Here is a 14,416-nt window from a genome sequence, read left to right on the forward strand (position 1 = left end):
AAAACCGCTTAAGATAAATAACCCAAGATTCAAGAAGAGAGAACACGATGGCAACCACAACACTTGCTGGTATCACTCGTCCGGTCAACTGGAACAAGCTCGAGGACTCAATGGACCTTGATGTTTGGAACCGACTGACCTCTAACTTCTGGCTGCCTGAAAAGGTGCCGATGTCTAACGACATCCCATCATGGGCAACCCTGACTCCTCAGGAGCAAAACCTGACCCGTCACGTGTTCACCGGTCTGACCATGCTGGACACCATTCAGGGAACCGTGGGAGCCATTTCACTAATTCCTGATGCACTGACCTCACACGAAGAAGCTGTTTACACCAACATCGCCTTCATGGAGTCGGTGCACGCCAAGAGCTACTCATCGATCTTCTCTACCCTGTGTTCAACAGAAGAGATTGAAGAGGCTTTCCGCTGGGCAGAAGAGAACCCTTACCTGCAGAAGAAGGCCGAGATCATTCTTGGCTACTACCGCGGTGACGACCCGCTAAAGCGTAAGGTGGCTTCAACCCTGCTTGAGTCATTCCTGTTCTACTCAGGTTTCTACCTACCTATGTACTGGTCATCACGCGCCAAGCTCACCAACACCGGTGACTTGATTCGCTTGATCATTCGTGACGAAGCCATTCACGGTTACTACATTGGCTACAAGTTCCAGAAGCAAATGGAACTAGAGACCCAGGAGCGTCGCGACGAGCTGAAGTCTTACACCTACGACTTGCTTCTAGAGCTATACGAAAACGAAATCAAGTACACCGCGGATCTATATGACCCACTTGGCTTGACCGAGGACGTAAAGCACTTCCTGCACTACAACGCAAATAAGGCCCTGATGAACCTAGGTTTTGACCCGTTGTTCCCTAAGGAAGTTTCAGAAGTTAGCCCGGCAATCTTGTCTGCACTGTCACCAAACGCAGATGAGAACCACGACTTCTTCTCAGGATCAGGTTCGTCATACGTTATCGGTAAGCACGAAGCTACCGAAGACGATGACTGGGACTTCTAACAGATCATTTCCTAAGGCCGGGCTCGCATTTGTGGGCCCGGCTTTAGCAACTGGTGTTGCCTATATAGATCCAGGCAACGTGGCCACAAACCTAACCGGCGGAGCGCGCTTTGGCTACGCGCTTATTTGGGTAATTGTTTTTGCCAACATCGGTGCCTGGTTGGTTCAATATCTTTCCGCAAAGCTGGCGATTGCCAGCGGCAAATCCATGGCGGAACTACTGGGTTCGGCAATCAAAAAACGTTGGCTGCGTTTGCTTTATTGGCTGCAAGCCGAGGCCATGATTCTGGCCACCGAGTTGGCCGAAATCGTGGGTGGCGCGATTGCCCTGCACCTGCTGTTTGGTCTCAATCCAATATTTGGTGCGGTAATAGTTGGCGCAGCGGCGTTCCTGATTTTGTCACTTGCGCGTCAAGAAAAAGTTGGCATCTTTATTGCCGTTGTGGTCGGCCTGATGGCCGTGACGATTATTGGATTTGTATCCAGTCTCTTCACAAGTCAGATTGACGCGGCAGCACTTGCCCTTGGACTGGTGCCGCAAATTTCAGAGCGCGATGAACTGTTTTTGGCGCTTGGTATTTTAGGCGCCACCATCATGCCGCACGCAATCTACGTTCACTCGGCGCTAACCGCCGAGCGTTTTGGCAAAGCCAAAGATGACGAAAAGCGTCGCCTACTTAAGTGGACCAGGCTAGACGTTTCAGTTGCCATGGGAATTGCCGGCATTGCCAACATCGGTATTTTGTTGGTTGGTGCGGTCACAGTTGCCGGCGATGTTGAAGAGGTGACCATTGACTCAGCCGTGGCACACATTTCGGAATTCCACGGTCAGATCTTTGGCACCATGTTTGCCATCGGCCTGCTGGCCTCCAGCCTGGCTTCGTCAGCGGTGGGTGGCTACGCAGGGGCATCGGTGATGAGCGGGCTGACCAACCTAAAGGTCAGCGCTCGGGTCAGACGTCTGATCTCAATAGTGCCATCGGTGTTGATTCTGGCCCTGGTGCCCGACTCCACCGCGGTGCTGGTGATCAGTCAGATTGCCTTGGCCTTTGGCTTGCCGCTGGCCCTGGGGCCGCTGGTTTGGCTGACCGGTCAGAGCAAGCTGATGGGCAAGTACGTTAACCGTCTTCGCACCAAACTGCTTGCCGGCCTGCTGCTGGCCATTCTGGTTGGACTCAACGCGTGGAGCCTGCTTCCTATCGCCTGACCAACCGGCGCTGATTTACCCCATAGCGAACAGGCCACAAAAGGGTGGCAAGGCAACCTAGCATTTTTACATACGGTTCAATTGGGCTGGCAAAGGAGTAAAAATGTTCGAGAAATTCACCGATAAGGCTCGTCGCGTTGTGGTGTTGGCTCAAGAAGAAGCCAAGCTGCTGAATCACAACTACATCGGTACCGAACACATTCTTTTGGGTTTGATTCACGAGGGCGAGGGAGTGGCCGCAAAGGCACTTGAGTCGCTGGGCATCAATCTTGATTCCGTGCGCGAGCAGGTTCAGGAAATCATCGGCCAGGGTCAGCAGGCACCAACCGGACACATTCCTTTTACTCCGCGTGCAAAAAAAGTTTTGGAACTTTCACTTCGTGAAGCTCTACAGCTTGGTCACTCATACATCGGCACCGAACACCTATTGCTTGGTTTGATTCGCGAGGGTGAAGGCGTTGCGGCTCAGGTGCTTACCAAATTGGGCGCCGACACCAACCGCGTGCGTCAGCAAGTAATTCAATTGCTTTCTGGTTTCCAGGGTAAAGAAGCGGTTGCCGTTGGTGGCGACACATCAGAAAAGCAAAAGGGCTCACAAATTCTTGACCAGTTTGGTCGCAACCTAACTCAAGCCGCCGCAGACGGAAAACTTGACCCGGTGATTGGTCGCGAACGTGAGATTGAGCGCGTGATGCAAATTCTTTCTCGTCGCGGAAAGAACAACCCAATCCTGATTGGTGAACCGGGTGTTGGTAAGACCGCTGTTGTTGAAGGTTTAGCTCAGGCAATCATCAATGGCAACGTTCCTGAAACTTTGAAGGGCAAGCAGCTCTACACCCTAGACATGGGTTCTTTGATTGCGGGCTCACGTTACCGCGGTGACTTTGAAGAGCGCCTAAAGAAAGTGACCAAAGAGATTCGCACTCGCGGCGACATCATCACTTTCATCGATGAAATTCACACCCTGGTCGGAGCCGGTGCTGCCGAGGGCGCGATTGACGCCGCCTCAATCTTGAAGCCACTACTGGCCCGTGGTGAGCTGCAGACCATCGGTGCTACAACTCTTGATGAATACCGCAAGCACTTTGAAAAAGACGCCGCGCTTACCCGCCGCTTTCAGCAGGTAATGGTTAACGAGCCGTCACTGCCACAGGCAATCAATATCTTGAAGGGTCTGCGCGACCGCTACGAGGTGCACCACAAGGTGTCAATCACCGACAGCGCGCTAGTTGCCGCGGCTCAGCTTTCTGACCGCTACATCACCGATCGCTTCTTGCCAGACAAGGCGATTGACCTGATCGACGAGGCCGGTGCCCGTTTGCGTCTTTCGATTTTGTCGTCACCTCCGGAGCTTCGCGAGATCGAAGAGAAGATTGTTGCCATCAGGGTTGAAAAAGAAAAGGCAATCGAGGACCAGGACTTTGAGTTGGCCGCATCAAAGCGTGACCAAGAAAAGCAGCTGAACATTGAGCGCGTAAAGATGGAGAAGCAGTACCGTGCTGGCTCAGTTGCCGCGCAGGGAATTGTTGACGAGGGTCTAATTGCCGAGGTGCTTGCTCAGGCCACCGGCATTCCAGTATTCAAGTTGACTGAGGAAGAAAGCGCCAAGCTGATCTTCATGGAAGACGAGTTGCACAAGCGTGTGATTGGCCAAGAAGACGCCATCAGCGCGATCTCCAAGTCAATCCGTCGTCAGCGTGCTGGCTTGAAGGACCCAAACCGCCCATCGGGTTCATTCATCTTTGCCGGACCTACCGGTGTTGGTAAGACAGAGCTGGCCAAGGCGCTGGCAGAGTTCCTCTTCGACGACGAAGGTGCGTTGATCTCACTAGACATGTCTGAATACGGCGAGAAGCACACCGTGTCTCGTTTGTTTGGTGCGCCTCCGGGCTTCGTTGGATTCGAAGAGGGTGGCCAGCTAACAGAGAAGGTTCGCCGCAAGCCATTCAGCGTTGTGCTGTTCGACGAGATTGAAAAGGCTCACCCAGATATCTTCAACTCACTGTTGCAGATTCTTGAAGAGGGTCGTTTGACTGATGGTCAGGGTCGCGTTGTTGACTTTAAGAACACCATCATCATCATGACCACCAACCTTGGTACTCGTGATATTTCTCGCGGTGCGATGGGCTTCAACCTTGAGGGCGACAACGCCAACGACTACGAGCGCATGAAGGGCAAAGTCAATGAGGAGCTTAAGAAGAGCTTCCGTCCGGAGTTCCTAAACCGCGTTGACGAGACCATCGTGTTCCCTCAGCTCATCAAGAGCGAGTTAGTTCAGATTGTTGATCTGTTCATCAAGCGCCTTGCTGTTCGTCTAGAGGACCGTGACATGACAATCTCGGTAACTCAGGCCGCTAAGGACCGTTTGATTGAGATTGGCTTTGACCCAACGCTGGGTGCTCGACCATTGCGTCGTGCAGTGCAGCGTGAAATCGAGGACAAGCTCAGCGAGAAAATCATGCACGGAGAACTCAAGAATGCGTCACACATTGACGTTGATTTTGTAAACGGTGAATTCACCTTTAGTTCTCGTTTGCACTCAGCGCCGGTAGTTGTAGGCGGACCGATTGGTGAACTAGAAGCATAGTTTAGGCGTCATCTGTTTTTGGGTGGCATAACTATGCTTAAAGGATGACCAGCAAGATCAACGTAAGGCCTGCCCGCACCGCAGACGTAAAGGCAATTCAGGCCATGCGTCAGGAGCTTGAGGGCTCAAAGGTGCTACTTGGTCACGAACTGGTCAGTCTTTATGAAGCGGTGCCAGAGTTCTTGGTGGCAGTTGACGAATCTGGCCAGGTCATTGGTGCCGGCGCGCTGCACGTCATGTGGGAAGATCTAGCCGAAGTTCGCTCAATGGTGGTTCGTGAAAACCTAAGGGGAACCGGAGTGGGTCACGCGGTGCTCGAGGCTCTGCTGGCCAAGGCTGAATCGGTGGGCATCAAGCGGGTATTTTGCCTGACCTTTGAAACCGAATTCTTTGGCAAGCACGGCTTCAAGGAAATTTCTGATGTTCCGGTTGATGAGGTCACCTTTGAACAGATGGTGCGTTCCCACGACGACGGTGTTGCAGAGTTCTTGGATCTAGCCCGGGTTAAGCAGAACACTTTGGGCAACACCCGAATGCTCAAGACCCTTTAATTTCAAAGCCAGCAGCCTAAAGGCATTTATAAGGTTCGCTGGATACTCTATTTTTATGAGTAATTCGCGTCACGACCCAAGAAACCGCCAGCGTCCGGTTGCTCGCAGCAAGTCTGTTTACCTGCGTCGCCGGATTATCGCTCTGGTTGTGTTGGCAGCCCTGGTGGCTTTGGTGGGGGGTCTGGTGGCGGCAGCCGTTAGCTTTGTGCAGGGAATCTTTGGTGGCGGTAGCGCAGCCCCCGGTGGGTCAAATGCCAATGGCACTGTTGCGGCGTGTGCCGCCGAGAGCATTTTGCTTGAGCCAATTGTTGGTGATGCAAACGCCAATCCGCAGGCCAGTTTTGACACCGGGATAAATCCGTTCTTTGGTTATCGGATTACCAATGTGGGGGCTAAAGACTGCACCTTTGACGTAGGTGGCAAGGGCACCTTCTTTACTGTTACCAGCGGTAGCGAAACCATTTGGACTTCAGAAAATTGCGATCGGACGGCTTTGACCTCTGCGGTACTCACTTTGAAACCTAACGAACCCATTAAGAGCCCAATGAGTGATTGGTACCGAGTCAAATCTTCATCAACGGGCTGTGGAGCAGAGCAGGCACCGGTTACTGCTGGCGGAGCTTCGTATCACCTCAGCGTTGAAGTTGGCGGAGCGGTTTCTAAGGAAACCTCACAGTTCATCCTGAATTGAGCAGAATCACTCGCCAACAAGACCAAGACTTAAAATTCTTTTTTCTGGTCTCTTCTGATCATCAAGTAATCGATAGGAAGATGGAGTCATATCCATTTCGGCAAGAAACTGACGATTGAAATTTGCCAGATTGGTGTAGCCACTGGCGGCACAAATGCTTGAAATTGTTTCGTTAGTGTCTTCTAGCATTCGGCAGGCGTGGGCAATGCGCATCTTTCGCACCATTTCACTAAAGGTAAGACCGCTGGCTTTTTTGAAGTACTTTGAGAAAGTTGGTTCCGACATGTGGGCACGCTTTGCTGCCTCTGACATGCGAATGTTTTTAGTTAGGTTGTCAAAAATATATTTCACGCCGGACTCCACTGCTGAAATGCCTTCATCGCTTGCGTTAGGTGTAAACCACTGCTTGGCAATGGTTTGTTTTTCTTTCTTCGGTGCTTCAGCAAAGAGCACTAAGAGTGCAAGCAAGTGCAATATCCTTCGAGTACCAGAGCTTGAATTCACTGCTTCAATTTCTTTTGCGGCGCGCTTAGCAGTTTCACCGGAGTAGATAATTCCCTGACTTGATTCCTTTAGCAGAGGTTTTAAGTCACGCAACTCAGGCATTGTTTCCATTAGGCCGTTTATAAATTCTGGTAAGAACTGAATCACTGCATCGCGATTCTTTATTACTTGACCTGGTTGCAAATTACTCATCCAGTCGTGTGGCAAGCCTGAACCAATAAATGCCACGTGGCCAGCCTCAAAGGTTCCGATCACATCACCGATTAGGTAACTTCCGGTTCCCTCACGAATTAGGTGAATCTCGTATTCCGGGTGGTATTGCCAGCGCGCGATCTCGGCTGGAAAGTCGTGTGAGAAGCTGCGGAATGAGTGGAATGGGTTTGGTGGAATTACCTCAAGAGCAGCCGGTTTACCCAACAGGTTTTGCGCGATTTTTTCGGGCTGTAGCGTTTTTGGGGGTAACGGATTCATAACACTAATTTTCCTAAACTCGGTTTTTAGGGCATTTGCGTGAGTACAAAAAGCGCACTCTTAAATACACACTTTGCCTCTATTTTGCGGGTCTTGCGAGTATCTGATACTTTTTTGCCGATACTATTTTTCCAAATTGGTATTTTTTTGCTTGGCAAAATAGTACCAGTATTTGATGTCATTTGAACCATGAAGTTACTTCTTTGTTATCAAGCCATATGTAACTTCTAAATACAGATCAGCGCATTGGCGCTATCTTCCCGGTGAAAATCCGGAAAAACATGTAGCAACGAAAACAAGGGAGTATCAATGCTTTTGAAGAAGCGCGCAATGACCCTTGGTGCAATGCTGGGTATCTCAGCTCTAGCACTAAGCGGATGTGTATCAGATGCAGGCGCAGGGGAAGACGTAACTCTTACCTTGGCAACTGTTAACAACGGAAACATGGTTGACATGGAGTCGCTAAAGGGCGAGTTCGAGGCAGCCAACCCAGGTATCAAGGTTAACTTCCAGGTTATGGAAGAAGGCGACCTTCGTAGCGCAGTAACCGCTGACGTGGCTAACGCAGCTGGACAGTATGACATCGTGACTATCGGTGCTTACGAAGTTCCACAGTGGGGCGCTAACGGTTGGCTAACTGACCTAACTGCTGATCTAGCCGACGATACATACGACGTAGAGGACATCTTGCCTCCAGTTCGTTCAGCTCTATCAGTTGACGGCAAGCAGTACGCTGTTCCTTTCTACGGTGAGTCATCAATCCTTATGTACAACAAGGAAATTCTTGATGCTGCCGGTCAGAAGATTTCAAACAACCCAACCTGGCAAGAAGTTGCAAAGGTTGCAAAGGCTGTAAAGACCAAGGACACCGCAGGTATCTGTCTACGCGGCAAGCCTGGTTGGGGTGACTTGTTCGCTCCTCTAACTACCGTGGTTCAGACTTTCGGTGGTAGCTGGTACGACATGAACTGGGATGCACAGGTTAACTCACCAGCATTCGTAGAGGCAGTTACTTTCTACAAGAACTTGCTTGACGAGGCTGGCCAGCCAAACCCAGTTGACTACAGCTTCAACGAGTGCATGAACGCACTTAAGGAAGGAAAAGTTGCAATGTGGTACGACGCATCTGTAGCTGCTTCATTCCTAGAAGCTGATGACTCACCTGTAAAGGGCAAGCTTGCATACGCACACGCTCCGGTTGTAAAGACCAAGGAGTCAGGTTGGCTATGGAGCTGGAACCTAGCTGTTCCAGCTAACACCCAGCACAAGGATGCAGCTATCAAGTTCATCAAGTGGGCAACCTCAAAGGAATACCACAACCTAGTTGGAACAAAGCTTGGTTGGTCAAAGGTTCCACCTGGCGCACGTATCTCAACCTACGAGATTCCTGAGTACAAGGAAGCAGCAAAGGCTTACGCCCCAATTACCCTAGAGGTAATGAACGCTGTGAACCCAGTACAGCCTGGTGTAAACCCTCAGCCTTGGGTTGGTATCCAGTACGTAGCAATCCCTGAGTTCCAGGAAGTTGGAAACCAGGTTGCTCAGCTAGTAGCTGATGCGATTGCTGGACGCACCACCGTCAAGGAAGCACTTGATGCCGGTCAGAAGATCGCTCAAGTAGCTGGTGACGCACACAAGTAAAAAGCAGTAAAAAAGTAGTTCCCGGGGCCGGCCGATTTCCGGTTGGTCCCGGGAAACTATTTCTAGTAGTAAACAAAAACGCACTAAAAATTTTGACAAGGAAGTTCTCACGATGGCCTCAAAAACAACCGCTGCAGTTCCGGTTGTGAAGCAAAAGACTTATCTGAAAAAGGTCCGCCTTTCTCGTGCACTTATTCTTCCAGCTCTGATTTTCAGCATTGTGCTGACTCAGATTCCTTTCCTTGTCACCATATATTTCTCCACCCTTGAGTGGAACCTACTTAAGCCGACTGAAGTCAAGTTCGCGTGGTTTGAAAACTATCTAGCGGTTTTTGAAAAGGGTGACCTGCTGCCAGCAACAATTTCAACAGTGGGCATCACATCACTATCGGTGATTTTTTCTGTGGTCCTTGGCTTGGTGCTTGCCATCTTGCTCGACAGAAAATTCCGAGGCCAGGCACTAGCTCGCACTCTGCTAATCACTCCGTTTCTGCTGATGCCGGCGGCTGCGTCACTGATTTGGAAGTACTCAATGTTCGACAGCAACGTGGGCATTCTTAGCTGGGTCACCGAGGTTTTGGGTGGCACACCAATTCAGTGGACCACCGATCTACCGTTCGCAGTGGTTGTAATCATGCTGACCTGGCAGTACACGCCATTCATGATGCTGATTCTGTTGGCGGGTTTGCAGAGCCAGAGCCGTGAGGTGCTTGAAGCTGCATCGGTTGACGGCGCCGGAGCCTGGCGAACCTTTCAATGGATTACCCTGCCGCACCTTCGTCAGTATGTAGAAATTGCTGTGCTGCTTGGCACGATCATGCTGCTGCAGGTGTTTGACCCGATTGCGATTATCACCAAGGGCACCGGAGGCACCAAGACCCTTTCTTACCTCTTGTATGAAAGAGCATTCGTTGGTCTGAACGTGGGTGAGGCCGCTGCCTATGGTGTGGTCACCGTGTTGTTGACCATCGTGGTTGCGACTGTCGCGCTGCGCAATTTGTTCAAGGTGTTTATGGATGGAGGTAACCGCTAATGCGTAATCTAAAAGGCAATCTAATTACAGCGGGAACCTGGGTAATTGTGCTGCTGTTCTTCTTCCCGGTTTTCTGGATGTTCATCAACGCATTCAAGAGTGAGCAGGATGCATCAGCGATTCCGCCAACCATTTTCTTTGAACCGGATCTTGGTGGTTTCCAACGGCTTATGGACCGCGGCATGATTGACTACCTAACCAACTCGGTGACCTCAAGCGTGGTGTCTACCGTAATCGTGCTTTTGCTGGCCATTCCTGCGGCCTACGCGCTTTCAATTCGTCCAATCAAGAGTGTGCAGGATGCACTATTCTTCTTCATCTCAACTAGGTTCATGCCCGCCGCAGCTTCACTGCTGCCGCTGTACATGATCTTCAAGAGTTTGGGAATGCTAGACAACATCAACGCTTTGTCACTGGTTTACGCAGCCATGAACTTGCCAATTGCAGTTTGGATGATGCGCTCATTCTTCAACGAGGTACCAATTGACATCGTTGAGGCGGCTCAGATTGATGGAGCCAACTTCCGCACCGAGCTGATTCGAATTGTTTTGCCAATCGTCCTGCCCGGTATTGCAGCGGTGGCGCTAATTTGTTTCATCTTCTCTTGGAACGAGTACTTCTTGGCTACTCTGCTGACCACGTCAGACGCCAAAACAGCACCTCCGTTCCTTGCATCTTTTGTTGACGGTCGAGGCTTGTTCCTAGGTGTGCTCTCAGCTGCAGCCATGGTTGCCGCTCTTCCGGTTTTGATTGCCGGTTGGGTTGCTCAGAAGCAATTGGTTCGTGGTCTAGCGATGGGTGCAGTGAAGTAACAATGGCACAGCTTTCTATGGCGACTCTTAAGGATGTTTCCCCAGGTGTGGCGACACCTAATTACGACCGCACCCAATTGAAGACCGGCATTGTGCACTTTGGTGTGGGTGGTTTTCACCGCGCACATATGGCCATGACCATCGACCGCTTGCTAAACGCGGGCCTCGCGAAAGAGTGGGCAATCTGCGGAGTGGGCTTGCTGGAGCACGATCGCAAAATGCGCGACGTGTTTGCCGAACAGGATTGTCTTTACACCTTGGTTCTAAAGCACCCCGATGGTCGCCGCGAAACATCGGTGATTGGCAGCATTGTTGATTACATTTTTGCTCCCGATGACCCACAGGTACTGCTTGAAAAGCTGGCTAGCCCAGATACCAAGATTGTCTCGCTAACCATCACCGAGGGTGGCTACAACTTTGATCGGGTAACCGGCGAGTTTATGGCGGAGACCCCGGCCGTTGCTGCCGACCTGCAGGCTAACGCTGTGCCGTCAACCGCATTTGGTTACATCATTGAGGGACTTCGACTTCGCAGAGAACGCGGCATTGCTCCGTTTACCGTTCAATCCTGTGACAACATCCAGGCCAACGGTGAGGTGGCCAAGAAAATGTTTACGGCTTTTGCCAAGCTCAAGGATGCCGAACTAGGCGCTTGGGTTGAGACCAACGTGCATTTCCCCAACTCAATGGTTGACCGAATCACCCCGGTGACATCTGCAGAAGACATCGCCGAGGTACCAACCCTGACTGGTCTTGAAGACAAGTGGCCGGTTGTTGCGGAACCTTTCTTTCAGTGGGTAATCGATGACGAATTCAGTCTTGGTCGTCCGCCCCTCGAAGAGGCAGACGTGCAGATGGTTAAAGACGTTATGCCCTACGAGTTGATGAAGCTGCGTCTGTTGAACGCAAGCCATCAAGGCCTAACCTATTTCGGTTACCTAAGTGGATACCGATACGCCCACGAGGCAACTACAGATCCGGCGATTGCGAAGTTCTTGTTGAACTACATGGAGCACGAGGCAACGCCAACCCTGTTGCCGGTGCCGGGAGTGGACCTAAACGGGTATCGCCACATGCTCATTGAGCGCTTCTCTAACCCAGAAGTAAAAGACACTTTGGCCCGCCTATGCGCGGAGTCTTCCGACCGTATTCCTAAGTGGTTGGTTCCGGTCATCCATGAGCGCTTAGCTCAAGGGGGAGACGTCACCCTATCGGCTGCAATTGTGGCGAGCTGGGCTCGCTATGCAGAAGCAATCGACGAACAGGGTGAGCCAATAAACGTAGTTGATCCTCTTAAGGATGAGTTGATTGCCATCGCAAAGACTCAACGCGAACACCCATTGGCTTTTATTGAAAATAGACAGCTGTTTGGCAACCTCGTTGATAACGAAAAATTCACCAAGCCTTACTTGGCAGCGCTGAACTCGCTGTTTGAAGTCGGTGCGCACAAAACAGTTGAAGCATTAGTCAAGTAGAAATAAAGCAGAGAGAACTTGAATGAGTAACACAATGAGGGCGTCTTACCTGCTCAAGCAAGGTGAAGTGGCAGTCAAGGAAATTTCGATTCCAGAACTAGCCGCTGATGAGGTCTTAGTAAAGGTTGCAGCCGTAGGAGTCTGCGGCAGCGACGTTCACTATTACCAGCACGGAAAGATTGGTCCTTACATTGTTGAGCAGCCACTAATTCTGGGCCACGAACTTTCGGGAACCATCACCGCTGTTGGCTCTGCGGTTGATGCAAGCCGAGTTGGCCAACGTGTGGCGGTGGAGCCACAGCGCCCCTGCCGAGATTGTGAGCAGTGCAACGCCGGTCGATACAACCTTTGCCCAAACATCGAGTTCTATGCCACTCCGCCGATTGACGGCGCCTTTGCCGAGTTTGTGAAGATTCAGTCAGATTTCGCTTTTGAAATTCCAGACCATGTTTCTTTCGAAGCCGCCGCGCTCGTTGAACCGCTATCGGTGTGTATTTGGGCAGCGCGCAGAGCAGAGATCACAACTGGTAGCCGAGTTCTGATTGCAGGTGCCGGCCCAATCGGTGTGATCATGGCGCAGGTAGCCAGCGCGTTTGGTGCCAGTGAGGTAATAATCACCGACATCGCCGAGGATCGTCGCGACTTTGCCCTAAAACACGGCGCAACAAGGGCCATGGACCCAAGGACTGAAAACGTTGAGGGTCTTGCGGTAAATGCTTTCGTTGATGCCTCTGGGGTTGCCCAAGCCGTGTATTCCGGAATCAAGGCGGTTGGACCAGCCGGTCACGTGCTGCTGGTTGGTCTTGGTACCGAGGACATGAATCTTCCGGTTTCGCACATCCAAAATAACGAGATCTGGGTCACCGGGGTTTTCAGATACGCAAATACCTGGCCAACTGGAATCGAGCTGGTTGCATCAGGAAAAGTGAACCTAGATGTCTTGGTCACTCACAAATTTGGTTTAGACGATGTTGAGTCGGCATTGAACGCGGGCAAGCAGCCAGGTTCAATGAAAGTTATCGTCAACCCTGGTTCGTAGTTTTACCAGTTGACTACCAGTTAAGGCCTAAGGCAAGCGCGGCCTTCAAATCACCAACGGCGGAATCAACACTGCGCACAAAACCCAAACGGTTTGCCTCGCTGGCCCGCACCTTGCCATTGGAAACTTTTCGGATTTCACCGGCCAAAGAAATCTCACCAAAGGCAACCAGGTTGTGGGCAATTGGTTTGTCTTGAACCGCCGATGCAATTGCTAAAGCGATAGCAAGATCAGATGCGGGTTCGGTAAGTTTTACGCCACCCACTGTGGACACGTAAACATCCATGTCGCTCAAGCGCAATCCGGCACGACGCTCAAGCACCGCAAGCAACATTGCAACCCGGGCCGAATCAACGCCGTTGGTAACTCGGCGCGGTTGCGGAGTAGATGACTTAACCACCAGAGCCTGAACTTCAGCAATCAGCGGACGCTTGCCTTCAACGGTTACGGTAACACAAGTGCCGCTAACCGGAGCATCGCCTCGAGAAAGAAACATTCCTGATGGGTCTGGCACTTCGTTAATGCCCTCGCCGGTCATCTCAAAGCAGCCGACTTCATCGGTAGGTCCAAAACGGTTTTTCATGCTGCGCACGAAACGAAGTGAGGTTTGACGATCGCCTTCGAAGTGGCACACCACATCAACTAGGTGCTCAAGCGCGCGAGGACCTGCGATGTTGCCATCTTTGGTGACGTGACCAACCAAAATAACTGGCAGGGCGCGTTCTTTGGCAATGCGAATCAAATTTGCCGCAACCTCGCGAATCTGCGATGGCATTCCGGCGGCGCCATCAATTTCTGCGGCGGCAATGGTTTGCACCGAGTCAACCACGAGCAATTCTGGTGAGACGGCATCAATCTGCCCCAGCACGGTGGACAGGTCTGTCTCTGAGGCAATAAATAGGTTGTCGCTCATGGCGCCAGTGCGCTCGGCACGCAGGCGAATCTGGCCAACGGATTCCTCACCAGAGACATATAAAACGGTCTTGCCCGACTTGGCGGTGTTGGCGGCTACCTCAAGCAGCAGGGTGCTCTTGCCAACGCCGGGTTCGCCAGACAGCAGCACAACCGCGCCCGGTACCAACCCGCCGCCAAGCACCCGGTCAAATTCGCCGACCTGGGTAGACCAAGCAGCTACTCGCTCAGTCGAAACATGGGTGATTGGCTTTGCAGCAGATGAGCCCACAATGGCAACGGGCTTGATTTGGCGCACGGTGCCTAATCCGCGGCCGCCACCGGCCTTGCCCTCTTGCATGGTGTCCCAGGCTTGGCACTCGCCGCAGCGACCCACCCACTTGGGGGTGGTCCAACCGCAATCGGTGCAGGTAAAAGAGGATTTTGCAACAGCCATAGGACAAAACTACCAAGTGCTAGGGACACCGATAGTTC

12 protein-coding genes are annotated in these 14,416 nt (G+C 51.7%); 10 read left to right on the forward strand and 2 right to left on the reverse strand.

The window, feature by feature from the left end:
- The first annotated feature begins 47 nt into the window (after positions 1 to 47).
- From nrdF to RHOLA_RS00885, 5 genes are all read left to right on the forward strand, one after another.
- The gene (nrdF, locus tag RHOLA_RS00865) at positions 48 to 1,019 is read left to right on the forward strand and encodes a class 1b ribonucleoside-diphosphate reductase subunit beta (RefSeq protein ID WP_038501719.1); all 972 of its coding nucleotides are present in this window, start codon (positions 48 to 50) and stop codon (positions 1,017 to 1,019) included.
- Between the two features lie 31 nt (positions 1,020 to 1,050).
- Positions 1,051 to 2,226: an Nramp family divalent metal transporter gene (locus RHOLA_RS00870; RefSeq protein WP_158384475.1), complete on the forward strand. Its 1,176-nt coding sequence runs from the start codon at positions 1,051 to 1,053 to the stop codon at positions 2,224 to 2,226.
- Between the two features lie 103 nt (positions 2,227 to 2,329).
- Complete coding sequence (locus RHOLA_RS00875; RefSeq protein WP_038501723.1) at positions 2,330 to 4,813, forward strand: ATP-dependent Clp protease ATP-binding subunit; 2,484 nt, start codon at positions 2,330 to 2,332, stop codon at positions 4,811 to 4,813.
- A 44-nt stretch (positions 4,814 to 4,857) separates the two neighbouring features.
- Positions 4,858 to 5,364 (forward strand): amino-acid N-acetyltransferase, encoded by a 507-nt coding sequence (locus RHOLA_RS00880; RefSeq protein WP_038501725.1) that lies wholly within the window; start codon positions 4,858 to 4,860, stop codon positions 5,362 to 5,364.
- A gap of 55 nt (positions 5,365 to 5,419) precedes the next feature.
- Complete coding sequence (locus RHOLA_RS00885; protein ID WP_038501727.1) at positions 5,420 to 6,055, forward strand: hypothetical protein; 636 nt, start codon at positions 5,420 to 5,422, stop codon at positions 6,053 to 6,055.
- Between the two features lie 6 nt (positions 6,056 to 6,061).
- On the opposite strand, the gene RHOLA_RS00890 is transcribed toward RHOLA_RS00885, so the two are convergent.
- The gene (locus RHOLA_RS00890) at positions 6,062 to 7,030 is read right to left on the reverse strand and encodes an AraC family transcriptional regulator (protein WP_084321303.1); all 969 of its coding nucleotides are present in this window, start codon (positions 7,028 to 7,030) and stop codon (positions 6,062 to 6,064) included.
- Between the two features lie 309 nt (positions 7,031 to 7,339).
- Between RHOLA_RS00890 and RHOLA_RS00895 the strand changes: the two genes are divergently transcribed.
- The 5 genes from RHOLA_RS00895 (at position 7,340) to RHOLA_RS00915 (ending at position 13,030) form a co-directional block, all read left to right on the forward strand.
- The gene (locus RHOLA_RS00895; protein WP_051636149.1) at positions 7,340 to 8,671 is read left to right on the forward strand and encodes an ABC transporter substrate-binding protein; all 1,332 of its coding nucleotides are present in this window, start codon (positions 7,340 to 7,342) and stop codon (positions 8,669 to 8,671) included.
- A gap of 112 nt (positions 8,672 to 8,783) precedes the next feature.
- Positions 8,784 to 9,704, forward strand: a complete 921-nt coding sequence (locus RHOLA_RS00900; protein WP_038501729.1) for a carbohydrate ABC transporter permease — start codon at positions 8,784 to 8,786, stop codon at positions 9,702 to 9,704.
- Positions 9,704 to 10,516: a carbohydrate ABC transporter permease gene (locus tag RHOLA_RS00905; protein WP_038501731.1), complete on the forward strand. Its 813-nt coding sequence runs from the start codon at positions 9,704 to 9,706 to the stop codon at positions 10,514 to 10,516. The genes RHOLA_RS00900 and RHOLA_RS00905 overlap by 1 nt, the downstream gene beginning before the upstream one ends.
- Before the next feature lie 2 nt (positions 10,517 to 10,518).
- Positions 10,519 to 11,991 (forward strand): mannitol dehydrogenase family protein, encoded by a 1,473-nt coding sequence (locus RHOLA_RS00910; RefSeq protein ID WP_038501733.1) that lies wholly within the window; start codon positions 10,519 to 10,521, stop codon positions 11,989 to 11,991.
- 22 nt (positions 11,992 to 12,013) lie between these two features.
- Positions 12,014 to 13,030 (forward strand): NAD(P)-dependent alcohol dehydrogenase, encoded by a 1,017-nt coding sequence (locus RHOLA_RS00915; RefSeq protein WP_038501735.1) that lies wholly within the window; start codon positions 12,014 to 12,016, stop codon positions 13,028 to 13,030.
- A 13-nt stretch (positions 13,031 to 13,043) separates the two neighbouring features.
- Here the strand turns inward: RHOLA_RS00915 and radA are convergent, their stop codons facing one another.
- Complete coding sequence (gene radA, locus RHOLA_RS00920; RefSeq protein ID WP_038501737.1) at positions 13,044 to 14,378, reverse strand: DNA repair protein RadA; 1,335 nt, start codon at positions 14,376 to 14,378, stop codon at positions 13,044 to 13,046.
- Positions 14,379 to 14,416: the final 38 nt, after the last annotated feature.

The sequence above is a fragment of the Rhodoluna lacicola genome (assembly GCF_000699505.1).
GTDB lineage: Bacteria > Actinomycetota > Actinomycetes > Actinomycetales > Microbacteriaceae > Rhodoluna > Rhodoluna lacicola.